The sequence below is a fragment of the Gracilimonas sp. genome (assembly GCF_017641085.1).
In the GTDB taxonomy this organism is placed as follows: domain Bacteria; phylum Bacteroidota; class Rhodothermia; order Balneolales; family Balneolaceae; genus Gracilimonas.
The window spans coordinates 152,234-177,772 of record NZ_JAEPPI010000002.1 but is presented as its reverse complement, the minus strand read 5'-3'; the positions used below and the strand labels follow the sequence as shown (position 1 = coordinate 177,772).

Genomic DNA, 25,539 nt, shown 5'->3' with positions numbered 1-25,539 from the left:
ATTTTGCATTGTTTTTAGGATGTTCGAGTTGTATAATAAGATTAATAACTGCTATAACGGTAAATAAAATTATTATGAATTATTTTGCAAAACTTATTCGCTGTCATAGAAAACAGAGTAATTTAACACAAGTACAATTAGCTGATTTAGCAGGTGTAGGTAAGACGGTAGTATTCGATATCGAGCATGGCAAAGAAACAGTTCAATTTGAGAGCTTTCAAAAAGTATGCAGCGTACTCAATATTCATATAAAATTAGAGAGTCCGTTGATGGAATACTGTGTGAAGGAGGTGTCAAATGAGAAAGGCTAAGGTTTATATGCATAATAATGAAGCCGGTTTGCTAATTGAGGATGAGCTAAACCAAAAATATCGATTCATTTACGATGATTCATACAAAGGGAAAGCTATATCAGTAACGATGCCTGTTGAAGACAAAGAGTTTAAATTTGAACACTTCCCGCCTTTTTTTGAGGGACTGCTTCCGGAAGGCGTAAACCTGGAGGCTCTTTTAAGAAGTAAAAAAATTGACAGAAACGATCGGTTTGCACAATTGATGGCGGTAGGTGAGGATACCGTTGGGGCAGTAACTGTTAAGGAGGTTAAAGCATGAATCGATGTCCGATAACCTACGAGAGAATCGCCTCGGGACGGTACAGTAAAACCGGTCTTAATAAGCTCAACCCTGCACTAAAGGAGTTAAAACCTTTGCCTTTTGACCGAAAGGAGCAGGTTCAGGAAGCCCAAAAGAGAATGACGAAAATGTCGATAGCCGGAGTACAGCCCAAACTAAGTGCACAATTAAGTATTAAGAACGAATCGTTTAAAATTGTGGACAGGCAGGGAAGTTACATACTGAAGCCTCAGTTATCAGACTATGATGAAGTTCCTGAAAATGAAGATGTAACGATGAAAATGGCTAAGGCAGCAGGTATTGAAGTGCCATTACATGGATTGATCTATGCGAAAGACCAGTCGCTGCTTTACTTCATTAAGCGGTTCGACAGATTCGGGCAAGCAGGTAAAGTTCATGTTGAAGATTTTGCTCAGGTAGCAGGAATGAGCCGGGAAACAAAATACAATTACTCGATGGAGAAAGTAATTTCACTAATTGATAAGTACTGTACTTTTCCCATGGTGGAGAAAATGAGGCTATTTCGAAGGACTTTGTTTTGTTTCTTATGCGGAAACGAAGACATGCACTTAAAAAACTTCTCCTTTATATACAGAGATCAAAAAACAGAGCTTTCTCCGGCTTATGACCTTTTAAATACAACGATCGTAATGTCAAACCCCGTGGAAGAGATGGCACTTCCACTGAAGGGGAAGAAGTCCAACTTCACTCAGGCTATTTTTTTCAAGTATTTTGGAGAAGAACGAATGGAGTTGAATAATAAAGTGCTCACAACTATTAAAAAAGATCTTTGGGATGCACGCCAGGAATGGGAAAGGCTAATTAAAATCAGTTTTTTAAGCGACGAAAAAAAAGAAGCCTACTTTGAAATTCTGGAACAACGGTTTCAGGCTCTGAACTGACTTACCAAAATTTACTTGTGCACTCGGTTTTGAATACCTACCATTAACCAACATTTAAAAAGGAATAATTACCTCGTAAGTATGAAGAAATTTGTTTTTACAGCTGTTGCAGCTTGTTTTTTAGTTACCGGAAGTGTGCTTGCCCAGCTTCAGTCACCGGCTGAATTTTTAGGGTATGAATTGGGTGAAAAGTGGACGCCCCATTATAAAGTGATGAATTATTTCCGGCACGTAGCTGATGAATCCCCCATGGTTTCACTTACCCAATACGGAACCACCAACGAAGGGCGTGAGCTGATGTATGCGGTGGTTACAACCGAGGCTAATCACCAAAATCTGGATGAAATCCGTACTAATAATTTAAAACTGGCTGACCTTGAAGCCGGTACTCCGAGTCCCAATCAAAAGGCGATTGTATGGCTGAGTTATAACGTGCATGGAAATGAAACCTCATCCAGTGAAGCTGCCCTGAATACCGTTTATAAACTGGTTACGGAGCATGCTAATTGGCTGGAAAACACCGTGGTAGTTATGGACCCGATGGTAAATCCGGACGGTCGTGATCGTTATGTGAACTGGTACAGAAGTGTGGTTGGGGAGAAAAAGAATGTACATCCTGAAACGCGTGAACATGATGAACCGTGGCCGGGCGGCAGAACCAATCACTATTATTTTGATCTGAACCGGGATTGGGCATGGCAAACGCAGGTTGAGAGTCAGCAGCGAATCCGCGTTTATAACGAGTGGATGCCTCATGTACATGTCGACTTCCATGAGCAGGGATACAATTCACCGTATTATTTCGCTCCGGCAGCCGAGCCGTTTCATATGGCGATCACAGACTGGCAGCGGCAGTTTCAGACCATGATTGGTAAAAACCACACCAAATATTTTGACGAAGAAAACTGGCTGTACTTTACCCGCGAGGTTTTTGACCTGTTCTATCCAAGCTACGGGGATACCTGGCCTACATTCAATGGGGCTATCGGGATGACCTACGAGCAGGCCGGCCACAGTGCTGCCGGGCGCGGAGTAATCACCGCTGAAGGGGATACGCTTACTTTACTTGATCGGCTAACCCATCATACCGTAAGCGGACTTTCTACAGTGGAAATTACCGCTCAAAATTCGAAACGGGTGATTCAGGAGTTTTCGGATTATTTCACCAATACAAACCGAAATGGAGCCGGCGAATACAAAACCTTTGTAGTGAAAAAGAGCAGCAACCTGGATAAAGTATCCCGGCTGTTGAGATACCTGGTAAATCAGCGCATCGATTTTGGAGTGGCAAGCCGTTCTTCCAATGCAAACGGATACGATTACAGCACGGGTGAAACGGGTCGGGTTTCCATCGAGGGAGGTGATTATGTGATTAGCACGTATCAACCCAAGGGGACGCTGGTTCGGGTGTTGTTTGAACCAAAGCCGGAGCTTGCAGATTCACTCACTTATGATATCACCGCCTGGGAAATGCATTATGCCTATGGAGTGGATGGCTATGCAATCAAAGGTCAGCTTGATACCGAGCCCCTTTCAATGAGTATGGAAGACGAGCTCACTCCGGTTATCGACAAGCCGTATGCTTATCTCGCAAAATGGAATTCTATTGAAGACTTGAGATACCTGGCGCGTCTGCTGGATGAAGGTGTTGCGGTCCGGTATGCTGAAAAGGCCTTCACTCTGAACGGAAAAGAGTATGCTCCCGGCACCTTAATCATCACGCGTAATGGCAATGAAAAACTGGGAGATAAGTTTGACGAAATTGTGAAGGATGAAGCGAATTTGCTGAACCGGATTGTGACTCCTGTTACTACAGGATTTGTGGATTCCGGCAAAGATTTTGGGTCATCTTCGGTCCGCTATATTGAGAAGCCTAAAGTGGCTTTGCTTTCCGGTGAAGGAACCAATTCTAACATGGTGGGGCATATCTGGAACTACTTCGATCAGCAAATCAACTACCCGGTAAATCTGATTAATGCAGATGATGTGGGTTCTGTAAACTGGGATGATTATCACGTGCTAATTTTGCCGGATACCTATGGCAGTGCTATCGGAAGTGGAGAACTGGATGCTATTAAAGAATGGGTAAGTTCGGGCGGAACCTTAATTGCCGTTGGAAGTGCCAATAATGACTTAGCCGGAAAGGATGGCTTCAGCCTCAAAAGAAAAGAGCGAGACAATGAGGAAAGTGAAGACCCTGAAGACAAGCTTCAAAAGTATGGAGAAGCTTCTCGCGAACGGGCACAGTACTTTAATCCCGGCAGCATATTCCAGATTTCGATGGATACCTCACACCCTTTAGCTTTCGGGTATGATGAAGATTACATGTCACTGAAATTGGGTTCTTCTGCTTTTGATTATCTTGCAAACGGGTGGAATGTTGGGGCGGCCAAGCCGGGAGCTCACCGCAGCGGTTTTGTGGGAAATAAAGCGAAGGAATCTCTGGAGCACACGCTTGCTTTCGGTGTTCAGGATATGGGGGCAGGTCATGTAGTGTATATGATTGACAATCCCCTGTTCCGCGGTTTCTGGCACAACGGTAAACTGCTGTTTGGGAATGCTGTTTTCTTTGTGGGGAATTAGAATAACGTCTTAAAGTGCGAAGGTGTTAACGTGAAGTACGCTTTGATTTACGTTAGCACCTAAATATGTTCACACTTTAAGGGCATGATGGGAGTTCTAAATCTGGCGAAAAACCTCAAATGCCAGCCACCAATTAAGCTGATGGGCTAAGTCATTATTCTTATTATCATAAAAGCCGGTTATCAATTGATCGATTTTTCTATGGTCGTAGGCTGAAAACTCTTTAGCTGATTTAGAGTTATGAAGGTCTCGGATGTATTCTTCCATAGTCATCAGGAAGTCAATGGTTTGCGGGCTTTCATACTTCATCCCAAACTTTTGTTTTAACCTCATCCAAATTGCTGAGGTATAGTCTTTCATCCAATATGGATAGGAGTAATCTCCTTTTATGAGAGGGGCGCTCTGGAGTTTTGGAGTGTTTCTTTTAATAAAAGTTCGAAAAATTCGTGCATTCTTACGGTCCTTAACGGGTAAACTAAGAGCCAACTCGATTAAATCGGGCTGTAAAAAAGGCATGTAATTAAGCAGCTCATTATCAGAGCGAGCTTGCTCAGGACCTGCCGCATTTGGTACTCGGGTCCTAACAGTAAATAAGTCCAGCCAGTTTTCTATACCGATTTCAGTGATATCCGGCATGGCATCGATTTCTTCCTCAAGTTCCTCTCCCAAACCTGAAATCATCGAGTTATTGCATTCTTCAGTAAAGATGTCAGACCGATCCAGCCGCAAAAAGGGAATCAAGGCCGATATGTCTTTTTTTAGTAAGGCGGTTTTGGATCTTAAGAGAATGTTGTTCATGAAGCGGCGCCTGGCTATTTCTCCAAAACCTCCATCTATTACTGAAAAACCTAAATCCTGAATTTTCTTATATGCTTGAAATCCTACAAAATGTGAAGGGGTTGATGTTAACATAGTTTGCCCGATAAAATCAGGAAGTAGGTCTTCGATTTCTTTGGCTTCAGGAATCCTTTCCTCAAAAACGTAATGTTCTTTGTTATAAAAACCGTTTAATAAAGTTGCGGTTTTTAAATCCGGGTGGCTTGCTTCGCCAAAGGTATGTGTGGTCCAATTTGAATTTGATTGCTGAAGAAGGATAGCAAAAAGGGTTCGTGAGTCCAGCCCACCTGAAAGTCCTAAAGAGAGAGGTTGCCCATGTTTTAAAGGCAGAGTGCTAAAATTCGACAAAGCATTCATGAAGCTTTGAGGTCCGACTTCCCTTTGATTATAATTCCACCTTTGATTTGAAACCGATACTCCTTCTGGGGTTATGGTTGCATGCCCACCCTGAGAAATACGTTCAACACCCTGTATAAAACTACCGTTAGAAAACTGGTTAATGGCCAGCCAGCGGCTTCCAAATTTTTCCCAATCGATGGTGGTGTGTGGAATAAGTTTTTTAATCCAGTCGAGCCTGGTAGAAAACAGGACAAAATCATTTGCCGGGTGAATAAACACATTCCGGATTCCCAGCTGGTCGGTGATCAATTCGGCCGTCTGATCATTCCACCGGCAGACCGAAAAATGACCATTAATTTGATGAAGATGATTAACTCCTTTCCCAATGGCCTGATCCCAATCATCTAAATCGTACAACTTAGGCTCTTCACAGGTCGAAATGCCGATACCGGATGCTACCCATCCTGCCTTCTGATCTTCATCCAATTGGTAATGAGTGGTTTGATGATGACCTCCGGCAAGCAAGAAAAAGGACTCAGACTCTACATTAAAGTCATTGCTTGAAGTAAGAGAAAGAATAGAATTCTTTAGTGATTGGTTACGACCTGCTATGCCAATAAACCAACCCATTAACTTTGCGCCAACTCAGCCTCGCTGGCAATGTACCCGAAGGCAGCCCAGTTGCCGACTTCATATACTCCCTGCCAGATTTCTTTGGCTCTTTCTCCCCTGCCGTTAATATGGTGCCAGAAACCAAGCCCGTAACCCAATGTAGCATTATCAAGTTCGGAGTTCTCTTCGGTGATGATTTCATCCGGAGAAAACACACCTTTGAATACCATCAACAATTCGTGATAACTGGTGTTTTCAATCAGTTCCATATCCGGTGAAACTTGCTCGAGTAATGCCCCGGCTTTCGCATCCCGGCCTAATTTCCTTAGGGTCATATACTTCCAGTATAAAAAAGCCACACGCATATCTGTATTATCGGAAACCTGAAGTCCATTTTCGTAAGCCAGGTTAGCCTGATCGTATTCTCCTTTCAGATAATGAGCTAACCCTAAGTGATACCAGGTATTGGTTTGAAGAGTGCTGAGCGGAATGTTTTGCTCATTGGGTAAGCCATCTTTTTCAGTGATATCGGGCTGACCTTCAAAAAGTTTTGCAGCTCGCTGAAAATCATCGATGGCTAAGTCAAAAGCCCGGAGAGTGATGTATCTGTGCCCGCGGTGCCGGTACAATCTCGGTTTATCAGGAAATTGGTTAATGGCATCGGTAAAAAGCTGAACGGCCTGGCGGTAATCTCCGGCATAGGCAGTTTTTCGGGCTTCCCCAATCATGTGATCCACCATCCGGTCTTCCTGATAAGTCAACTTACTCAGCGAATCAATCCGAATTAAATATCGCTGGGGAATAGCCTGAATGTCGGTCTTCAATGTATCGCCCAATAAAGAAATGGTTTGAACCGAAATTGGGAGAGACTCAAAATCCGGTTGCTTTTTTTCGGGCTGACAGGAAATTAGAAGAAATGATAAAATCAGAAAAACCGGAATGAGAGACTTCATAACTATTTGGTTAATTCAGGAAATGATGATGACGGGAATATATTGTTTTGGAAGCATTTTTAAAGAACCTGGCGAAAATTCGCTCCGACGCAGAGCGATCGGAGCGAGGCATGGAGTTAGAATTAGTGATCGGAGTTAGGTTTGGAATTAGGATCAGCAATCTGCTGCAAACCAACTAAACTTCAACATTCAATGTTGAATGTTCCTTGTTCAATGTTCTATAGCACATCTTCCACTTCGTCCAGCTTCACACCCACCAAACGACTGACACCTGTAGTTGGCATCGTAACCCCGTACATCATCTCGGCTTTGCTCATCGTCTTTTTGTTGTGGGTAATGATGATAAACTGAGTGTCTTCACTGAATTCTTTGATCATTTTGGCAAAACGTTCGATGTTGGCGTCATCAAGCGGAGCGTCCACCTCATCCAATACACAAAACGGCGAAGGCTTCACCAGGTAAATGGCAAAAAGTAGGGCGATGGCGGTCAGCGTTTTCTCCCCACCGGAGAGCTGTGAAATACCGGATGGTCGCTTACCGCGAGGCTGTGCCTTAATTTCGATACGGGCTTCCAGCGGATCTTCCACATCCTGCTCAATAAGAAGATCACAATAATCATCGGCTTCAAACAGGGTTTTGAATACTTTCTGAAAGTTTACCCGTATTCGTTCAAAGGTCTTATTGAAGCGCTCGGTAGCCGTTTCGTTAATCTCATCGATGGTTTCGAGCAGCTGTTCTTCGGCTTCTTCCAAATCCTGAATTTGTTCTTCGTAGAAATCCAGCCGCTCTTTCTCCTCTTTATATTCTTCAATCGCCAGTGGGTTCACTTCCCCTATACTATTCAGCTTCTGCTTAAGCCAGCTGATTCGCTCCTTCACTTCCTCGGGGGTCTTGTCTTCAGGCATTTCAGCACGTTCAATCTGCTTCATCAGGATGCCATAGGTTTCCCAGATATGGTCTGATAAAGCCTGGCTTTGCATTTCCATTTTTTCCCGGGCCATATCCAGGTGATGCACCAGCTCCATGTTCACCTCTTTGCGGCGGCGGACTTCCTTCAGCTCTTTCTCAATTTCGTTGATTTTTCCGCGCTGTTTGGCGGCTGCCTCTTCCGCTTTCTCCAACTCTTCATCAGCTTTTTTCTTAGCCTCGGCATTCTTTTCAATGCTGGATTGCAGCTCTTTAATGCGGGCACTCAGCGTATCGATTTCCTCCTTACTCTCTTCGGTCATAGAGGTTCGGTTTTTGATCCGCTTCTCTACATTCTCAATTCCGGTCTCTGCCCGCTGAACTTCTTTTTCCAGGTTCTCCACTTTGTTGCGAAGGTCCTGATGTTTAAGCTGCGTGTCGTTATAACGGCTTTGAGCAATTGACCGCTCGTCTTCCAGCGTTTCGAGCAGGTCTTTCTTTTCCTGCTGTTGTTCATCCAGCTCCAGCATTTTCTGCTGCAGTTCCTTTTGCTTGGGCTGAATGGAATCGAGTTCTTCTTGGGCGGTGCCTTCGCTGCTTTTCAGGTTGTCTTTACGGTTAACCAACTCCCCGATATTCTTCTGATATACCTGAATTTTTGAGCTCAGGCTGTGTTGCTGCTGTTCCAGCCGGCGGACTTCCTGCTCTTTTTCCTTCAATGATTTGCTGAGCTCGCCTATATCCAGCTTCTCGTATTTCTCAACAATCTGTTGCAGGTAATCTTCCAGCTTGGAGATTTCTTTGGTGGTCTTGGCCTCTTCTTTTTCGAGCTTCTCAATTTTGTCTTTCAGCCCAACACGAATTCCGGCATTTTTGCTCTTGCTTCCACTCTGGAAAAAGCGGGAATTGGTAACCACTTCACCCTCAAAAGTAACCCCTACCAGTTCATTATCTTTTTTGGTGGCGGAATAAGCGTCTTCAACTGAATCAAAAACTTTGGCATTACCCAACAGTAGTTGCTTCAGCGCCGAGTATTCCCGTTTAGACTTCACCTCATCAAACAAGCTACCATCTTTAACAGGGTAAGTGGCTGAAAGCTGGTCGAGCGGAATGAAGGTGGCGCGTCCTTTATCATTTTCTTTCAGGATTTTAGCCGCTCGCCTGGCTTCATCCAGGGTTTTAACAACCACGAAATTCAGTACATCACCCAAAACGGCTTCAAGGGCAACAGCGTGTTTTTCATCGGTATTGAAAATCTCAGAGACCGTGGTCATATCCTTAAAGTCGAACCGGTGATTTTCAATCAGGTATTTTACACTTCCCGGAAAAGCTTCGTTCGAGCTGGCGAGGTCGTTCATCAGCCGGATCTCAGACTCCAGCGACTCTTTTTTACTCTGAAGGGTACGGAGCTCGTCTTTAATCTCGTTCTGCTTTTCGGCAAATTGCTCTCGTTTCTCACGGGCCGATTCTAATTCCTCTTCCAGCTCATCCCGTTCAACAACCAGCGTCTCAAGCTTTTTCTCAATCAGTCCCTGCTCGCCGTTCATGTTGTCGATCTCATCATTCAGATCCACAATCTCATCGTTGATGCGCTCCAGGTCACCTTCGGTATTTTCCAGGCGGCTTTCAATTTTGATGCGCTTGGTTTGAAGCTGATTCAGCTCATTATTTGTGGCGCTGATCTGAACCTCAATTTCATACAACTCAGACCGTTCGCGATTGTACTGCTGCTGAATCTGACCGTATTTCTTTTTGGAATCCTCGAGGGCCTTCTCCGACTTCTCCAGGTCATCATCAAACGATTCCAGCTTCTTCCGGCTCGAATCAAGCAGCTCATTCAGTTCCTTTAAGTCCTTTTTGCCCTGCTCAATGTCTTTGGCATATTCGGCTATCACCTTCTTTTCGTTCTCAATTTTCTCTTTGGTGATGCGAAGGTTAGTGTCTGCCTCGCGAATGGCATTATGCAACTGGCTAACCCGGCGCTGGGCTTCGGCTTGCTGTTTTTCCTTTTCGATGAGTTCTGCCCGGGCTTTTTCATCAGCCTCTTCCAGCTCCTCCATCGACTTATTGATATCCTTCTTTTCCTTATCCGCATTGGTAATGCGTTCCTGCAGAGGCTCCAGCTCAGTTTTAATTTTGTTGAACTCGTGCAGCGTTACCGCTTTGTCTTTAATCTCGAGTTCATCCTTATAAACCTTGGCTTTCTCTGCCTTTTCGGCCTGAATTTCGAGCGAGCGGGCTTTTTTGCGGAGCTCAACCAGCAGGTCATCAACCCGCTGTAAATCCTTGCGGGTCGATTCCAGCTTTCGAATCGTCTTTTTACGCTGATCTTTGTATTTGGTAACTCCGGCGGCCTCTTCAAACAAGCGGCGGCGGTCGTTGTTCTTGTCGTTCAGGATTTCCTCAACCATCTTCAACTCAATCACCGAATAGGCATCTGAGCCCATCCCGGTATCCATGAACAACTCCATAATATCCTTAAGCCGGCAGGAGGTATTGTTGATCAGGTACTCACTGTCTCCCGAGCGATACAACCTTCGGGTAATGGTTACCTCACTGTATTCGATAGGGAGGATGCCTTTGTCATTTACAAAAGTCAGCGAAACCTCAGCCATCCCCAGAGCTTTCTTTTGAGCGGTTCCGTTAAAAATCACATTCGACATGGCCGAGGAACGCAGCAAAGAAGGGCGCTGCTCACCCAGAACCCATCTCAGGGCATCTACAATATTGGATTTACCACAGCCATTGGGGCCTACGATAGAGGTAATCCCACTGTCAAACTTCACTTTTGTTTTGTGAGCAAAGCTTTTAAATCCCTGAAGATCAAGTTCGGATATATACATTTATGGGTTGCGGGCTGTGTGTTACGAGTTGCGGATTGTATGTTTTAAGTTTGCCAGCTTGTTTCAACATATTTGATAAAGCTGTTCAATTTTCGGCCTAAAGTATCATATTTATTAATCAAACCAGTCAATGGTTCTTTAGAAAAGTGTATGTCACTGATCATGTTTAGTTGTGAAATGGTTTCATCGCAGGAAGAATGAGCAAAAATCAAGAATCGAACAAATTCATCTTTATAACGCCTTCTTCCGAAACCTTCAGCTATGTTGTCTTTTATGCTTTTTGATGATCTTCTTATTTGGCTTCCCTGTTCGTAAAGCTCGTACTTAGGTAACTTCATAGACATCTTATGAATTTCAATAGCTAATTCATAAGCAAGCTGATAAACCTCTAAGTCTGTATAACTTTTCATAAATCCCGCAACGCGAAACTCGCATCCCGAGTCTCGTTAAACCGTCATTATTTCTTTTTCTTTTTTCTCGAGGAGTTCGTCAACTTTGGCGGTGTATTTATCGGTGAGGCTTTGCACTTCATCTTCGGCCTCGTACTTGGAGTCTTCGGAAAGGGATTCGCTCTCTACTTTTTTCTTGATGGCGTCGTTGGCGTCCCGGCGGGTGTTACGGATACTGATTTTCGCTTTTTCAGCAATATCTTTAGAGTGCTTAACCAGCTCTTTACGTCGTTCTTCAGTGAGTACAGGAAGCGGAATCAAAATGCGTTCGCCGTCATTGTTGGGGTTCAGCCCGAGTCCGGCCGACATAATGGCTTTCTCGATGTCTTCCATGCTGGATTTATCATAAGGCTGAACAACCAGAAGCCGGGCTTCCGGGGCGCTTACATTGGCCAGCTGCTGAAGTGGTGTTTGTGAACCGTAATATTCAACTTTAATGCCTTCAAGCAGAGCAGGATTGGCTTTTCCGGCACGTACGTGAGAAAGTTCCTTTTTGAAGTAAGCGGTGGCTTCATCCATGTTGATTTCAGCTTCATCGATGATTTCCTGTAATTCTTCCGATATCATAAGGCCAAGACTTTTATTTATGCTGATTGACTAACTTTGCGAAGTTAATAAAATCAGAACTGAGGACAAACCGAAAGAACATTGAACAGTGAATAACGAACTTTCAATGATGAAATATTCTCAGGGTGAAGTAAAATATAACAGGTATAAAATAATCAAGATGTATGCAGCTGCTGAAAAAGCGCTTTTCTCATTTTTAAATGAACGATACTTATTTTGAACTAATTGGAATTATCCTGAACTTTAGAGTCCGTTTAATTTTCCTTAAAACCGCCTTACAGGCAGTAAAACAAAAGAATTTATGGCGAAGGTAGAAGTGGTTATGCCCCAAATGGGCGAATCGGTAATGGAAGGCACAGTTATAGAGTGGGCCAAGAGCGTTGGCGACACGGTTGAAGTGGACGAAACTCTGCTGGAAGTAGCCACCGATAAGGTGGATACAGAAGTGCCCTCACCCGAAGCAGGCGTACTTGTGGAAGTACTTGCTGAAGAAGGAGATGTAATTGAAGTAGGCAAACCGATCGCCATTATCGAAACGGATAAAGATGCTGCCGGCGACGTATCCTCGGGTGGATCTGATGAAGCCGAAGAAACGGCACAGGAAGAAACGCAGGAAGCCGAAGCCCAGGAAGAAACGGAAACTCAGGAAGAAACTCCCGCTGCTTCATCCGGCGGTGGTGACGAAGGTGAGCGCATCGAAGTGCAGATGCCTCAAATGGGAGAGTCGGTTGTAGAAGCCACTGTAATCGGATGGTCTAAGCAGGTTGGCGACAAAGTTGAGGAAGATGAAACCCTGCTTGAGATTTCTACTGATAAAGTTGACAGTGAAGTCCCTTCCCCGGCAGCAGGCACCCTCGTCGAAATTTTCGCTGAAGAAAATGATACGATCGAAGTGGGGCAGACAATAGCTGTTATCGCAACCGGAGAAGGAGCATCCGCAAGTTCCGGTTCAAGTAAGTCCGCTCCTAAGAAGGAAGAGAAAAAAGAAACTAAAGCTGAACAGAAGCAGGAAGCTCAACCGGCAGCGGCAACAAATGGTACCTCCGGCGGCTCTGAGCCACAGCGTGTGGGCAGTGACGGACGTTTTTATTCTCCACTGGTTCGCTCCATCGCCAAAGAGGAAGGAATCAGCCAGGAAGAGCTGGAAAACATCGATGGTTCCGGTCAGGGCGGACGCGTTTCCAAGAAAGATATTCTCGCATATGTTGAAGACCGAAAAGCCGGGAAAGTGTCCGCGCCGGCTCAGCAGAAACAAGCTGCTTCTGCAGGACTCAGCAAGCCTTCATCAGGTTCAAAATCTTCCGATGGTTCTATTTCTGCCGGCCAGCTGGACGTGAAGCATTCTCCATCCGGTGATGTAGAAGTGATCAAGATGGACCGAATGCGCAAGATGATTGCCGAACACATGGTTCGATCCAAGCAAACTTCGGCGCATGTAACCACTTTTGCTGAAGTGGATGTAACCAACATGGTAAGATGGAGAAATGCGAATAAAGTTAAGTTCCAGGAGAAAACAGGAACCAAGCTTACCTTCACTCCACTTTTTGTAGAGTCTATTATTAATGCTATGCTGGAGTTTCCGCTTATTAACAGCTCGGTTGTAGATGATGAAATTCACCTTAAAAAAGACATCAACTTTGGCCTGGCGGTAGCGCTTGGAACCGGCGGCGAAGGCGGGTTAATTGTGCCTGTCATCAAAAAAGCACAGGAGAAAAACCTGGTTGGCCTGGCGAACTCTGTAAATGAGGTAGCTGAAAAAGCCCGAAGCAAGAAATTAAGTCCGGATGATTTAGTGGGCGGAACCATCACCCTCACTAACTACGGAAGTGTGGGTAACCTGATGGGAACGCCCATTATTAACCAGCCTCAGGTAGCCATTATCGGAACGGGAGCAATTGAGAAGCGACCGGTTGTAATGGAAACCGATGCCGGGGATGTAATCGCAATCCGCCATATGATGTACCTCTCTATGAGTTACGATCACCGTATAATTGACGGTGCCCATGGTGGTGCTTTCCTGAATCGTATTAAAGAGATTCTGGAAGACTTCGACACCGACCGTACTGTATAGCATGTATTTTTCATTTCCTACATTCGGAGACGCCCCCACACAGGCGTCTCTTTTTATTTGAATATGAAACAAGTTTCTTCCATATCGGATATTCGTTCCGGTGTAGCTGAATTGAAAGCTGCCGGCAAAACCATTGCTTTTGTACCTACCATGGGTGCACTGCATGAAGGGCATCTGTCCTTAATGCGCCTCGCCAAGAAAAAAGCCGATGAAGTAGTCGTTTCAATTTATGTGAACCCGACTCAGTTTGGTCCGAATGAGGATTTTGACAGCTACCCGCGTCAAATGGAGAAAGACCTGAAAGCTTGTGAAGAGGAAGGGGTTTCAGTGGTCTTCACCCCAAACGACGAAATCATGTACGGTTCCGGGAAACGGTATTTTGGCATCACCATTGATGAGCTGAATGAACATATGGATGGTGGAAGTCGCCCCGGTTTTTTTGAAGGAATCGCACTGGTGGTAAATAAGTTCTTCAACATCATAGAGCCGGATGTTGCTGTTTTTGGCCAAAAGGATATTCAGCAGTTCCAGATCCTTTCACGAATGGTAGAAGAGTTTAATCATGATATTGAATTGGTGGCGGCACCCATAGCACGCGCAAACGACGGGCTTGCCCTCAGCAGCCGAAATGCCTATCTGAGCGATGAGGAGCGGAAAATTGCTCCGGGCTTATACCGGGCACTGCAATATTTGGAAAAGCAAATCCGCGATGGAGTGGATCAGCCAAAGTTATTGTTAAAACATCAACAGGATGAACTGGAAGCGAAAGGCTTCAAAAATGATTATCTTAATGTGTTTTCCATGGATAATATGCAACCGGTTCAAAAATTGGAGTCCGGCACAACATATATCCTTGCCGGCGCTGCTTATTTAGGTAAAACGCGCCTGATTGATAATATAATTTTAGATCTCTGAGTGAAGTACGATGAAAATCACGATGTTTAAATCAAAATTGCACCAAATGGCGGTAACCGAAGCCAACCTGATGTACGAAGGTAGCATTACCATCGATCAGGATTTATTGGATGCAGCCAACCTGTTGCCTTACGAAAAGGTGCAGGTGTTGAATATCACTAACGGTTCGCGCCTGGAGACTTACACCATTCCTGGCGAAAGAGGAAGTCGTGTTTGCTGCCTGAACGGAGCTGCTGCAAGAATGACCCAGGTTGGAGATCGTATCATCGTTATCAGCTATGCAGAAATGACACCCGAAGAAGCCAAAGACCATAAGCCGCGGGTTGTTATCGTAGATGAAAATAATGATCCCAAAGAGATTTTAGATAACACCCAGCCGGGGAAAAGCTATGACCTGGAAACAGGTTTGGTTGATAACACCCTGGTAGAAGAATAGCTTCTGCTTACATTTACCTGTTCAAGAGAGCCAATCTTTACAACCGTCTCCTTCCCATTTCTTTGATGCTTTTTGAAGCATGAGAGCCGGATCATAGATTTTATTTAGGAAATAGGATAATAAAATCAATACATTAGCGTACTTGTAAAACTATTTACATAGTATATTCGTCAATAGGTAAAAAGGGTATATTCGTGCTCATTTCTAAATTAGTTATCACATGAAGAAAAAGTATTTGATTCCGGGTATCATTATTGGGCTTTCCATGATCGCCTGGTTTGTTTTTGGAGGAGAATCATCCGAAACCGTAGAGCTTACCACCACCCCGAAGAAAGGGGAATTTGTAGTAGATGTTACCACTACCGGGGAGTTGCGAGCCAAGCAATCCGTTGAAATTAAGGGTCCACAGGGAGTACGTGAGATTCGTTTATTCAATATGAAAATTCAGCGCCTGATACCCGAAGGCACCATCGTAAAGGAGGGAGATTTTGTGGCCGAGCTGGACCGATCCGAAATTACGGGTCGCCTACAGGATGCCATGCTTGAGCTTCAGCAGGCTCAGTCTCAGGTTACCCAGGTATCTCTGGATAGTACGCTTACCCTTTCGCAAGCACGTGATAATCTCATTAACCTGGAATATGCACTGGAAGAGCGACAGATTGCTGTGGATCAATCCAAATATGAATCCCCGGCCGTTCAGCGTCAGGCTGAAATTGATCTTGATAAAGCCCGCCGACAGCTGGCACAGGAAAAAAAGAATTACATCACCAAGGTAAAACAAGCGGAAGCTCAGATGAGTGAAGTGGAAGCTGATTTGCAGGAAGAGCAAAACGAAGTAAATAAAATCAGGTCGCTTCTACAGCAGTTTACGGTAAAAGCCCCGGCCCAGGGAATGGTGATCTACAAACGAAACTATGATGGCAGCAAAGTGACGGAGGGTAGTGATATCAGTGCCTGGAACCCAACAGTTGCTGAACTTCCTGATTTTTCCGTAATGGAGTCTATTACCTATGTGAATGAAGTCGATGTTCAGAAAATAGCGAAAGACCAAAACGTGGAAATAGGCCTGGATGCCATTCCCGATAAAAATCTTTACGGAACCGTGACCAGCGTAGCCAACATCGGGGAACAACGACCCAATTCGGACTCGAAAGTGTATGAGGTTATCATCGAAATTGCAGAAACCGACAGTGTTTTGCGCCCGGCTATGACCACAAGCAACCGGGTAATTGTAAACCGCGTGCCTGATGCCATGTATATCCCGCTGGAAACTATTCACGTGCAGGATTCAACCAGTTTTGTCTTCAAAAAAGACGGATTGTCTCCGGTAATGCAGGAAGTTGAGCTCGGACTTATGAACGAAAATGAAGTGATTGTTCATCGCGGGCTTTCCATAGATGATGTGATCTATTTGTCGGTTCCCCAAGACACAGCCGGCATTGAGCGATTATACCTGGAAGAAGAAATCACATCCAACTAAAGAAGGACTGAGCGGTGCTGCAGAAAATACTCTACAATCTTGATATTGCCCTTGAGGCTATTCAACGCAATAAACTGCGGGCTTTTCTAACTTCATTAGGCATTATTTTTGGCGTTTCGTCGGTAATCGCGATGCTGGCCATAGGTACCGGCGCTCAGCAGGAAGTGCTTCAGCAGATGGAGCTTTTGGGGACTAATAACGTCATCGTACAACCGGTGGTAGAGCAGCGCGAAGGAAATGTGGGTGATGAAAATTCAGCCAAACAAGAGAAGAAAAAATTCTCTCCGGGCTTAAACCTGGAAGACCTTGAAAGTATTAAGCAGCTGGTCCCCCAGGTTGAAAAGCTCAGCCCGGAAATCATGTACGAAACAACATTTATCCGTGATGCTCGCATTCGGACGGGGAAACTCATTGGGGTGAATAAAGATTATTTTGGCATCTCGAACCTGGGCATTGTTGAGGGAAGCAACTTCAGCGACCTTCAAATCAAGAATGCGGACCCGGTTTGTGTGATTGGCTACGATGTGAAAACCCGGTTTTTTGCCGGTGAAAGTCCGATTGGAAAGAAAATTAAGGTAGGCCATCTATGGCTCACCGTGGTTGGGGTTATCGAGAAGAAAGAAGTATCTACAGAAAACATCGAGAACCTGGGCATCCGAAATTTTAACCTGGATATTTATTCTCCGGCAACAACAGTTCTGCTGAGGTTTAAAAACCGGGCTGTACTTACTGGTAAGGACCTGCAAAGCAGTGGGGGAAGGTCTGTAATATTTATGGGCGGCGCTATGATCAGCAGCTCAGGAGGAGGGAATAATAACTCCGGCGATGGAAATTACAATCAGCTGGATAAACTCATTGTGAAAGTTACGGATACGAAATATAGTGCTACCATCGCAGATGTAATTTCAAGAATGCTACAGCGCCGGCATAATGATGTGGTCGATTTCGAGATTATTGTTCCTGAACAGCTATTGCAGCAGGAGCAGCGAACCAAACGTATTTTTAACATCGTGCTTTCCTCCATTGCATCCATTTCACTGATTGTAGGAGGTATTGGCATTATGAATATCATGCTCGCTTCGGTGGTGGAGCGTTACCGTGAGATCGGAGTGCGCATGGCCGTTGGAGCTCAGAAAAAAGACATTGAACTTCAGTTTCTCACTGAGGCTCTGACGATCAGTATTACCGGTGGTTTTATCGGAATTATTCTGGGGATGGCTTTCAGTTATGCCATCGAAGCAACCGCAGATATCGCCACTATTGTAACCCCAATTTCCATTTTCATCTCATTCGGCGTAGCACTTGTTATCGGTGTAGTTTTCGGATACTACCCCGCCAAACGAGCCGCTCAACACGACCCTGTACACGCATTACGACATGAATAAACGTTTTTTCGGATTTCTGATTATTGCCCTTGCTTTCTTTTCTTCGGACCTGGAAGCTCAATCTCAGCGAACATTAACCCTTGAAGAAAGCATTGAAATTGCCAAGCAAAACAGTCCATTAGCACGTGCAGCTACGTTCGAGCTGGTTTCGGCCAAATGGAGATATAAATCCTTTCGGGCTGATTTACTTCCCAGCCTCGATTTAGATGGCGACATCCCAAGCTATAGCCGGGCAATTACCGCAAACAGATTGGATGACGGTTCCACGACCTATCAGGAAGAAAGCCAGTCACAGTCTTCGGTGAATCTTTCCATCAACCAAAACATCATGCCTACCGGGGGGCGCTTATCACTGTCGAGTGGTATCAACCGGCTTATTTTGTTTGATGGGGGAATTAACGGAGAGAATATTTATCGCTGGCAAAGTACTCCGCTGGTAGCAACCTACTTCCAGCCGTTATTTCAGTTCAATAGCCTGAAATGGAGAAATAAGATTGAACCGCTTCGGTATCAAATTGCGCAGAAACAGTATGTGGAAGACATGGAAGACCTCGCCTTCAATGTAACACAAAGCTTCTTCGATTTTCTGCTGGCAAAAATTAATGTTGAGGTGGCCGAGTTCAACGTTACCGTCAACGATTCTATTTATAATATTTCGCAGGGACGTTACCAGGTGGGCAGTATTGCAGAAAACGATCTTCTTCAAAGTGAACTTGCCCTTCGAAATGCAGAGACCTCCCTAACCACAGCCAACCTGAACTTTCAGCGAGCAGAAGAAAACTTCAAGGCGTTACTGGGAATCCCGGATGAAACTGAAGTGGAAGTAATTATCCCGGAAGAAGCCCCCAATCTGAACATTGATGTAGACAAGGCTCTGGAGCTGGCCCGGGAAAATAACAGTACATCGCTGGAGTTTGAGCTGAGTGAAATTCAGGCCAATCAATCATACGACCAGGCCCGCAAAGAAGCCGGTTTTTCAGCTTCTTTACAGGCAAGTTATGGGTTGAACCAAACGGCGGAAGATTTCAGTGACGTGTACAGCGACCCGCAGAATCGCCAATTTTTTACTGTGGGATTTCAGATTCCCATTTTTAACTGGGGAAAGAACACGGCCGAGATTCAGGCCGCCCGAAATCAGCAGGCAGCAACGGCTAATACCATTGCCTACCAAAAGCTGCAGTTTGATCTGAGTGTTCGCAGTACGGTCCGGGAATTTTCACAGCTTCGCAGTCAGGTTGAGTTGGCAGAGACTTCAGATGTAATTGCTGACCGGCGGTATGAAGTAGCCAAGAATCGCTACCTGATTGGTAAGATTGATGTAACAAACCTGTTTATTGCCCAAAATGAAAAGGACAGTGCCCGACGAAGCTACATTCAGGCCCTCAGGAACTACTGGACAGGCTACTACAACCTTCGCCGACTCACCCTCTATAACTTTGAGCAAGGCCGGCCCATCGTATTAGATACGGATATTTAGGACATAAAAATGGCGGTTCGCCAACTCTTTTTTACCTAAAAAGAAATTGGAATAGAACACGGATGATAGGGATAGGTCAGATAATCACGGATATAAAGTGATTGATTACCTTAATCCGTTATATCGATGTTATCCGTGTTCCATTGAGAATATAAATGCTACCAAGAACTTCTTATTTACGAAGCGTAATCAGGCAGCAATTCTAAAAATCTGGCTGAGGTTTTGATTCCCCGATGGAAGTCTTTCAGCGAGAAATTCTCATTAGGAGAATGAATAGCATTGCTGGTGAGCCCGAAGCCCATCAGGATAGATTCAACCCCAAGAACACGTTTGAAGTCGGCTACAATAGGAATGGACCCACCTTCGCGTGAGAACAGCGCTTCGGTTTCATATACATCTTCAAATGCCTGCGCCCCGGCTTTGAGGCCATAGAAGTCAAGATCGGTGACGGAGGCAAACCCACCGTGGTGCTCATTAACTGTAACTTTAACGGTATCGGGTGCAAGCGACTCCACGTGCTTTTTGAACAACTGTGCAATCTTATGCGGATCCTGATCCGGCACAAGGCGCATGCTAACTTTGGCGTTCGCTTTGGAGGGAAGCACCGTTTTAGCTCCTTCTTTGGTGTAACCGCCCCAAATTCCGTTTACATCCAGGGTCGGGCGGGCTGAAGATCGTTCAAGCGTTGTATATCCCTTCTCGCCGTGTAGGGCTTCTACATCCAGCGTCTTCTTGTACTCTTCTTCATCGAAGGGGAGCTGAGCAAAAGCCTCACGGTCCGCTTCTGTCAGGGGAACTACGTCATCATAAAAACCGGGAATCTGGATTACTCCATCTTCATCCTTCAGTTTGGCAATAATTTCACACAATACATTCGCCGGGTTTTCAACGGCACCGCCATATACGCCGGAGTGAAGATCGCGGTTGGGTCCAACCACTTCAATTTCCATGTATGCCAGTCCGCGCAGACCATAGGTAATGGAAGGCTGATCTTCCCCAAACATGGCCGTATCAGAAATAAGGACCATGTCGCAGGCCAGTAACTCCTGGTGCTCTTCCAGAAAAGGAACAAGGTTGGGAGAGCCGATTTCTTCTTCTCCTTCCAGAATAAATTTCACATTCACAGGAAGTTCCTGTCCGGTTTTTACAAAAGATTCTACTGCTTTCACGTGCGTAAAAGCCTGGCCTTTATCGTCGCTGGCTCCGCGGGCGTAAATCAGTCCGTCTTTAATGGTTGGTTCAAATGGCGGGGTATCCCAGAGCTCTTCAGGATCAGAAGGCTGAACATCGTAGTGGCCATAAATTAATACGGTGGGTCGATCATCATGAGGGCAGTGCTCGGCATACACAATCGGGTTGCCGGGAGTCTCATAGGTCTTTACCGTGTCAAGGTTCAGATTATTGAGCTGGCTGACTAAAAATCCGGCCGCTTTCTTAATCTCCTCTTTTCTGCTGGAGTCGGTGCTGACGCTGGGTATTCTCAGTAAATCAAATAACTCTTCAACAAATTTGTCTTTATTCTGATCAATATACTCTTGAGTAGTACTCATTAATAAATAGGAATTATTTTGTGTTTTGTCTGTGTGAATTTTGAAGCCCCTATATACGTAAAAATAATCAAGCGTAGTATAAACTTCTGCGAGGATTGAGGGCTTATAATATTTTTACTCCGTTATCCTGAATCCAGCCGTATTGGCCGTTGCCGAGCCGTACATAAAGCCAGTCAGGTTGTTCTTCGCTTTTCCAGTGATCAACGGTCAGGTCGTACCCCTCGTAAGCGATACTTTCCAGCGTTGAATCTGGGTTTGGGGCCTGCAATACGCGTTGGGAGTTAGAAATCAAAACGGCGGCATCGTACCGCTGATTAACGTAATCGGCATAGAAAGCCAATCCGGCTAAAGTTGATCCCGCTATCACTAATGCGATGACGTAGCTTGAAATATTCTGAAAGCTCAATTTGTTGAACCAGGTTAGGTATAGCAAGATCAACCCGGCGGTTGTGATAATAAATCCTATGAGAAATAACCCGGCAGCGGTTGGCACCTCATTGATCCACTGTACCGCCCGATCCCAGGGTAACTTAGGCAGCATAGCTGATTGCCTGCTGAACTGACTGTTCACATAATCCAGGGCGGTTTCTGCCCGTGATGCCGTGGTATTGAAATCGGTTGCTTTCAGGAAATAGAATTTGGCAAGGCCAAGGGAGTCGAGTTGTACGGCTGCAATCCCCATATTCAGGTAAAGGGCTCCTGAAACATGGCCCAATTGTTCGATGGACCGATAAAGTGTTAAGGCCTCAGTGAGATTCCCATTTTCAAAAAGGGTATTGGCTTCATCGAACGTGGCCTGAGGCGATTGCTGTGCAACCGAAGCCGTAAAGGAAAACAAAAGCCAAACCGAGCAGAGCAAAAGTTTCTTCATGCCAGCTTACCTATTTTTTTGATTAATGCTTTTGTCTTTTCAATGTCAGAGTCGAGGGTTTCCTGAGTGGCATTGGGAGCGTAGGCAATGGTTTCGCACTTGGTAAGTAACCGCTTCAGCTCAGCGGTGATTTCTGCATCAGCAATCTGCTCTGTTTCCCGGGTGATATCCTTATGTGAAAGTCCGGCCGGGGGCAGATTCAGTTTATCTGTGATAAACTGTACCAAAGCTTTTTCAATCAGGTGATACCCTTCTTTGATGTCTGTTGCTTGTTCAGCCTTGGTTAAGGTTTTGGCGGCTGTATCAGAAGCCGTTCGGGACCTGGCAAAAGCAGTGTCTGTGTTCATGCGAGTGTGATATTGCTTATATCCATAAGCCGCTGCCGTTAGCAATATCGGGAAGAATATGAGCGTCCACACCCAGCTCTTCTGATGCAGTGGGGTGCCGGAACTCGTTGTCCACTGGGCCAGACCAGTGATAGGTTGAACGTCTAATCGTAAATCATTTTGAGCAACGGTGCTTGCATTGGGATCGCGCTTGGCGGTAAAGGTTAATGCAGGCAAGCGGGTAATTTCGTAGCGGTTGGAGTTGGGGTTAAAATGGGCAATTCGCGTTTCGGGGATAGTGAAGGTGCCTTCATTCCGCGCAATGATGATATCCGTAAAGGTCCGTGTGCCGGAAATTTGGCGATTCCTTCGGTCTATAGTAGAACCTTCCTGCGGATTATACTTTTCAAGTTCTTCGGGAAAAGCATATTCCGGTTTATTTACAAGAGGCACATTCCCGGCTCCGGTGATGCGGGTAGTGATTTCAATGGTCTCCCCGACAAAAGCGTTTTTCGGAGAGATTTCCCTGCTGATTTCAAAATCACCAACAGCTCCGATAAATTCTGCGTTTTGGGCTTCAGGAAGAGGCCGTACATCAAGAGTTACCGGGATAGATTCAATGTTAAGCCGCTCCTGCCCAAAGCCCAGGCCAAAAGGATCGGAGTTGCGCTGTTTTCGAACCGACACGGAAATCTCAAACGGACTCAGTGTCAGTTCTCCAGATTTTGTAGGGAAAAGAGCATACTGAATCAATCGCGCTCGTTGATAACGAATGCCATTTACAATGGTCGAAGTAGTTTGAGCTCGCTGTGGGTATTCAAGTTCTTCTTTCCAGAATCCCTCTGCCTTCCATCCCGGTGTTGGTTGATAGGAAGAAACCTCAATATCATTTTTGAAGTACAGCACCACATCGGCAATCACTTGCTGCCCCACAACGGGGTTCATGGTGCTCGGTTCCAGTCGCACATAAATATTGGGAGCCCGTTCTGCATCGCCGGAGTTGATGGTTGAAGGATCCAGTACTTTAAAATCAATAGGAGCCGTTTGAAAGGTCTCATTATTTACGTTTACCGTTATGGCCGGAACGGTATAGCTGCCGGCTGTTTGGGCAATCAGGGCATATCCGAACGTGTAGGTAACGGTGGGACTTCCATTAACGAGAGAATATTTTTGACCACGGGAAGTACTGCCTCTGAGCCAGCGAAGGCCGTCAATTTCAGGAAGTACCGGTTGCTCAACCGATCCCATGCTGGTACCTGAAATGGTAATCTGTAATCTAACCTGTTCACCGGAATAGATGTTGACCTCAGAGAGTGAAGCTTCAACATTTATATCCTGTGCCTGACTTGTGGCAAAACAAGCCAGGGCAAAAACCATCAATAAGGATTGAAGAAGAGTTCGTTTACCAATCTTTGTCATGCTTGGCGCTTCCGTCCGATTTTTTCTTCTTGAATTCTTTCAGTAATTCTTTCTCTTTCTGGGCCAGGGCCTGCAGGATTTTCTCCGCATCTTCCTTACTGATTTGCTGAGAGTTCAGGTCTTCGGGGTTCATTTCCTGAGGATCTTGATCCTGCTGTTCTTCCCCTTCACTTTGCTCTTGCTCCTGATTTTCCTGTTCCTGCTGCTCTTCCTGATTTTGCTGCTCTTGTTCCTGCTGTTGTTGATTCTGCTGGTTTTGTTGTTGCTGCTGATCCTGGTTCTGCTGTTGTTGCTGCTTTTTCTGTTCTTCCTGAAGTTTTTGCATCAGGGCATTCAGCTTTGGGTTATTCGGATATTGGTTAAGTCCGGTTTGAACCTGATCGATTGCAGCTTGCAAATCAGACTGTATGAACGACTGAGCACCGCCGTGGAAGTAATCCTCAGCCGTTTGAGATTGTGCAAAAACAGCGGTTGTAACCAAAAGGGAAAAAATAAAAGCAATCAGTTTCTTCATGGTTAATTCGAGTCTATATCTGAAACATTCTTAATTCGTTCGATGAAATCGTTAAAAGCCCGAACGGTATCATCAGCATCGAGGGCGCGTTGCATTAAATTATACGCCTCGGAATACTTGCGCTGTGCCACCAGTTTCTCAGCTTGTTCTTTCATGGCTAAGGCATATTCGCTCGGTTCCGGTGGTGGCTGGTTTTGTTGATTCTGATCCTGCCCTTCCTGTTCTTCTTCCTGCTCTTGTTGTTTGGCAAGAGCTTGTTCGTAATTATGTTTTGCATCTAAATCATCCGGATTCAACTTCAGGGCATTTTTGAAATGAGCAGCAGCAGGCTTCCATTTTTGCCCTTGAGTAAGCAGGGTGCCAATGTTATACTCTGCTTTGGCTTTATCTTCAGGCGATTCCGCCAAACCTCTGAATTCCATATAAGATTGAATGGCATCTTCCACTTTTCCTTGTTTTGCCTGAGCATTTCCAAGGTTGAAATACAACTTTGCGTTATCAGGGTCTTGTTCAATCGCAGAAAGATAAAGTTGTTCCGCTTGCTTATAATCACCGTTCTCATAGGCTTTGTTGGCTTCCCGGCCATCTGTTACCGCAGAAGCGGTCAGCAAAAATAAAAGCGCTATGTATGAAAACGTTCGGATCATTCTATATTACAGGTTTTCAGCGAGAGCAACGGTTTCATCATCCATCAACATATTGGTGAATACGTTGTTGACGTCGTCATTCTCTTCAAATTTTTCCATCATTTTTAAGTTCGAGATGGCCGTGTCTTCATCTACTTTAGTTTCGGTTACGGCTTCCCGTATTAACGAAGCATTTTCTATTTCAAACCCGGACTCTTCAAGACGATTACGCACCTCAAAAAGTTCTTCACGGGTTGTGTAAACCACAAACATTTCATCGTCGGTATCAACATCGGTAGCACCGGCGTCTATGGCTTCAAGCATAAACTCCTCATCATCGAGTCCTTCAGAAGGTACCTGAATCATACCTTTTTGTTCAAACATATAACCAACGGAACCATTGGTGCCCATATTACCTCCGTGTTTGGTAAAAATGTGGCGGATGTCGCTTACCGTTCGGTTGTTATTATCGGTAGTGACTTCGATAAAATAGGCAATGCCTCCGGGGCCGTATCCCTCAAAAGTGGTTTCTTCATAGCTGGCTCCGCCGGTATCCTCACCGGTACCGCGTTTAATGGCTCTTTCAATATTGTCTTTAGGGACGTTATCGGCTTTGGCATTTTCGATGGCAAGGGATAAGCGGGGGTTGCCATCCACATCACCGCCGCCTTCGCGGGCAGCTACGGTAATTTCCTTGATGTGCTTGGTAAAAATCTTAGAACGCTTAGCGTCTTCTTTAGCTTTTTTGTGGCGAATGTTCGCCCATTTCGAATGTCCTGCCATAGGAATTGTGTGCCGTTTTTTATGCTGTTACAATCCATAAATATACAAAAATGAATGCTTGT

21 protein-coding genes are annotated in these 25,539 nt (G+C 45.1%); 10 read left to right on the top strand and 11 right to left on the bottom strand.

The window, feature by feature from the left end; translation table 11 throughout:
• Positions 1–74 precede the first annotated feature (74 nt).
• The 4 genes from JJ941_RS15300 (at position 75) to JJ941_RS07680 (ending at position 4,118) form a co-directional block, all read left to right on the top strand.
• Positions 75–311 (top strand): helix-turn-helix domain-containing protein, encoded by a 237-nt coding sequence (locus JJ941_RS15300; protein ID WP_290967723.1) that lies wholly within the window; start codon positions 75–77, stop codon positions 309–311.
• Positions 298–612, top strand: a complete 315-nt coding sequence (locus tag JJ941_RS07690) for a HipA N-terminal domain-containing protein (RefSeq protein ID WP_290963466.1) — start codon at positions 298–300, stop codon at positions 610–612. The genes JJ941_RS15300 and JJ941_RS07690 overlap by 14 nt, the downstream gene beginning before the upstream one ends.
• Positions 609–1,535: a HipA domain-containing protein gene (locus JJ941_RS07685; RefSeq protein WP_290963464.1), complete on the top strand. Its 927-nt coding sequence runs from the start codon at positions 609–611 to the stop codon at positions 1,533–1,535. Before JJ941_RS07690 ends, JJ941_RS07685 begins: the two co-directional genes overlap by 4 nt.
• A gap of 81 nt (positions 1,536–1,616) precedes the next feature.
• Positions 1,617–4,118: a M14 family metallopeptidase gene (locus tag JJ941_RS07680; RefSeq protein ID WP_290963462.1), complete on the top strand. Its 2,502-nt coding sequence runs from the start codon at positions 1,617–1,619 to the stop codon at positions 4,116–4,118.
• 96 nt (positions 4,119–4,214) lie between these two features.
• On the opposite strand, the gene JJ941_RS07675 is transcribed toward JJ941_RS07680, so the two are convergent.
• The 5 genes from JJ941_RS07675 to frr all read right to left on the bottom strand — a co-directional run bounded on the left by JJ941_RS07675 (position 4,215) and on the right by frr (position 11,624).
• Positions 4,215–5,924, bottom strand: a complete 1,710-nt coding sequence (locus tag JJ941_RS07675; RefSeq protein ID WP_290963459.1) for an asparagine synthase-related protein — start codon at positions 5,922–5,924, stop codon at positions 4,215–4,217.
• Positions 5,924–6,859 (bottom strand): tetratricopeptide repeat protein, encoded by a 936-nt coding sequence (locus JJ941_RS07670; protein ID WP_290963456.1) that lies wholly within the window; start codon positions 6,857–6,859, stop codon positions 5,924–5,926. The genes JJ941_RS07675 and JJ941_RS07670 overlap by 1 nt, the downstream gene beginning before the upstream one ends.
• Before the next feature lie 218 nt (positions 6,860–7,077).
• On the bottom strand, positions 7,078–10,608 hold the full coding sequence (smc, locus tag JJ941_RS07665) for a chromosome segregation protein SMC (RefSeq protein WP_290963453.1): 3,531 nt from the start codon (positions 10,606–10,608) through the stop codon (positions 7,078–7,080).
• 44 nt (positions 10,609–10,652) lie between these two features.
• Complete coding sequence (locus JJ941_RS07660) at positions 10,653–11,018, bottom strand: four helix bundle protein (RefSeq protein WP_255134433.1); 366 nt, start codon at positions 11,016–11,018, stop codon at positions 10,653–10,655.
• A 36-nt stretch (positions 11,019–11,054) separates the two neighbouring features.
• Complete coding sequence (frr, locus tag JJ941_RS07655; protein WP_255134434.1) at positions 11,055–11,624, bottom strand: ribosome recycling factor; 570 nt, start codon at positions 11,622–11,624, stop codon at positions 11,055–11,057.
• A 301-nt stretch (positions 11,625–11,925) separates the two neighbouring features.
• Between frr and sucB the strand changes: the two genes are divergently transcribed.
• The 6 genes from sucB to JJ941_RS07625 all read left to right on the top strand — a co-directional run bounded on the left by sucB (position 11,926) and on the right by JJ941_RS07625 (position 19,388).
• Positions 11,926–13,695: a 2-oxoglutarate dehydrogenase, E2 component, dihydrolipoamide succinyltransferase gene (sucB, locus tag JJ941_RS07650; protein WP_290963448.1), complete on the top strand. Its 1,770-nt coding sequence runs from the start codon at positions 11,926–11,928 to the stop codon at positions 13,693–13,695.
• Between the two features lie 63 nt (positions 13,696–13,758).
• The gene (panC, locus tag JJ941_RS07645) at positions 13,759–14,610 is read left to right on the top strand and encodes a pantoate--beta-alanine ligase (protein WP_290963445.1); all 852 of its coding nucleotides are present in this window, start codon (positions 13,759–13,761) and stop codon (positions 14,608–14,610) included.
• Between the two features lie 10 nt (positions 14,611–14,620).
• A complete protein-coding gene (gene panD, locus JJ941_RS07640) occupies positions 14,621–15,046 on the top strand; it encodes an aspartate 1-decarboxylase (RefSeq protein WP_255134438.1) in 426 nt (141 codons plus the stop codon).
• A gap of 220 nt (positions 15,047–15,266) precedes the next feature.
• The gene (locus JJ941_RS07635) at positions 15,267–16,526 is read left to right on the top strand and encodes an efflux RND transporter periplasmic adaptor subunit (protein WP_255134439.1); all 1,260 of its coding nucleotides are present in this window, start codon (positions 15,267–15,269) and stop codon (positions 16,524–16,526) included.
• 14 nt (positions 16,527–16,540) lie between these two features.
• Positions 16,541–17,911, top strand: coding sequence for an ABC transporter permease (locus tag JJ941_RS07630; protein ID WP_290963441.1), 1,371 nt, complete (start codon positions 16,541–16,543; stop codon positions 17,909–17,911).
• Positions 17,904–19,388 carry a TolC family protein gene (locus JJ941_RS07625; protein ID WP_290963438.1) on the top strand — a complete coding sequence of 495 codons (1,485 nt, stop codon included), beginning with the start codon at positions 17,904–17,906 and terminating at the stop codon, positions 19,386–19,388. The genes JJ941_RS07630 and JJ941_RS07625 overlap by 8 nt, the downstream gene beginning before the upstream one ends.
• Before the next feature lie 176 nt (positions 19,389–19,564).
• On the opposite strand, the gene JJ941_RS07620 is transcribed toward JJ941_RS07625, so the two are convergent.
• The 6 genes from JJ941_RS07620 to JJ941_RS07595 all read right to left on the bottom strand — a co-directional run bounded on the left by JJ941_RS07620 (position 19,565) and on the right by JJ941_RS07595 (position 25,477).
• Positions 19,565–20,938 carry a dipeptidase gene (locus JJ941_RS07620; protein WP_290963436.1) on the bottom strand — a complete coding sequence of 458 codons (1,374 nt, stop codon included), beginning with the start codon at positions 20,936–20,938 and terminating at the stop codon, positions 19,565–19,567.
• Between the two features lie 103 nt (positions 20,939–21,041).
• Positions 21,042–21,809, bottom strand: coding sequence for an SH3-like domain-containing protein (locus tag JJ941_RS07615; RefSeq protein WP_290963434.1), 768 nt, complete (start codon positions 21,807–21,809; stop codon positions 21,042–21,044).
• On the bottom strand, positions 21,806–23,554 hold the full coding sequence (locus JJ941_RS07610; protein WP_290963430.1) for a BatD family protein: 1,749 nt from the start codon (positions 23,552–23,554) through the stop codon (positions 21,806–21,808). The genes JJ941_RS07615 and JJ941_RS07610 overlap by 4 nt, the downstream gene beginning before the upstream one ends.
• Complete coding sequence (locus JJ941_RS07605) at positions 23,538–24,068, bottom strand: hypothetical protein (RefSeq protein WP_290963427.1); 531 nt, start codon at positions 24,066–24,068, stop codon at positions 23,538–23,540. The genes JJ941_RS07610 and JJ941_RS07605 overlap by 17 nt, the downstream gene beginning before the upstream one ends.
• 2 nt (positions 24,069–24,070) lie before the next feature.
• Entirely contained in the window at positions 24,071–24,715 is a 645-nt protein-coding gene (locus JJ941_RS07600) for a tetratricopeptide repeat protein (RefSeq protein ID WP_290963424.1), read from the bottom strand.
• Between the two features lie 6 nt (positions 24,716–24,721).
• Positions 24,722–25,477, bottom strand: a complete 756-nt coding sequence (locus JJ941_RS07595) for a YebC/PmpR family DNA-binding transcriptional regulator (protein WP_255134447.1) — start codon at positions 25,475–25,477, stop codon at positions 24,722–24,724.
• Positions 25,478–25,539 lie beyond the last annotated feature (62 nt).

Bases quoted from the DNA above. Each gene is read 5' to 3' on its own strand.
- JJ941_RS15300 (WP_290967723.1), top strand. From the start codon at position 75: ATGAATTATTTTGCAAAACTTATTCGCTGTCATAGAAAACAGAGTAAT.
- JJ941_RS07690 (WP_290963466.1), top strand. From the start codon at position 298: ATGAGAAAGGCTAAGGTTTATATGCATAATAATGAAGCCGGTTTGCTA.
- JJ941_RS07685 (WP_290963464.1), top strand. From the start codon at position 609: ATGAATCGATGTCCGATAACCTACGAGAGAATCGCCTCGGGACGGTAC.
- JJ941_RS07680 (WP_290963462.1), top strand. From the start codon at position 1,617: ATGAAGAAATTTGTTTTTACAGCTGTTGCAGCTTGTTTTTTAGTTACC.
- JJ941_RS07675 (WP_290963459.1), bottom strand. From the start codon at position 5,924: ATGGGTTGGTTTATTGGCATAGCAGGTCGTAACCAATCACTAAAGAAT.
- JJ941_RS07670 (WP_290963456.1), bottom strand. From the start codon at position 6,859: ATGAAGTCTCTCATTCCGGTTTTTCTGATTTTATCATTTCTTCTAATT.
- smc (WP_290963453.1), bottom strand. From the start codon at position 10,608: ATGTATATATCCGAACTTGATCTTCAGGGATTTAAAAGCTTTGCTCAC.
- JJ941_RS07660 (WP_255134433.1), bottom strand. From the start codon at position 11,018: ATGAAAAGTTATACAGACTTAGAGGTTTATCAGCTTGCTTATGAATTA.
- frr (WP_255134434.1), bottom strand. From the start codon at position 11,624: ATGATATCGGAAGAATTACAGGAAATCATCGATGAAGCTGAAATCAAC.
- sucB (WP_290963448.1), top strand. From the start codon at position 11,926: ATGGCGAAGGTAGAAGTGGTTATGCCCCAAATGGGCGAATCGGTAATG.
- panC (WP_290963445.1), top strand. From the start codon at position 13,759: ATGAAACAAGTTTCTTCCATATCGGATATTCGTTCCGGTGTAGCTGAA.
- panD (WP_255134438.1), top strand. From the start codon at position 14,621: ATGAAAATCACGATGTTTAAATCAAAATTGCACCAAATGGCGGTAACC.
- JJ941_RS07635 (WP_255134439.1), top strand. From the start codon at position 15,267: ATGAAGAAAAAGTATTTGATTCCGGGTATCATTATTGGGCTTTCCATG.
- JJ941_RS07625 (WP_290963438.1), top strand. From the start codon at position 17,904: ATGAATAAACGTTTTTTCGGATTTCTGATTATTGCCCTTGCTTTCTTT.
- JJ941_RS07620 (WP_290963436.1), bottom strand. From the start codon at position 20,938: ATGAGTACTACTCAAGAGTATATTGATCAGAATAAAGACAAATTTGTT.
- JJ941_RS07615 (WP_290963434.1), bottom strand. From the start codon at position 21,809: ATGAAGAAACTTTTGCTCTGCTCGGTTTGGCTTTTGTTTTCCTTTACG.
- JJ941_RS07610 (WP_290963430.1), bottom strand. From the start codon at position 23,554: ATGACAAAGATTGGTAAACGAACTCTTCTTCAATCCTTATTGATGGTT.
- JJ941_RS07605 (WP_290963427.1), bottom strand. From the start codon at position 24,068: ATGAAGAAACTGATTGCTTTTATTTTTTCCCTTTTGGTTACAACCGCT.
- JJ941_RS07600 (WP_290963424.1), bottom strand. From the start codon at position 24,715: ATGATCCGAACGTTTTCATACATAGCGCTTTTATTTTTGCTGACCGCT.
- JJ941_RS07595 (WP_255134447.1), bottom strand. From the start codon at position 25,477: ATGGCAGGACATTCGAAATGGGCGAACATTCGCCACAAAAAAGCTAAA.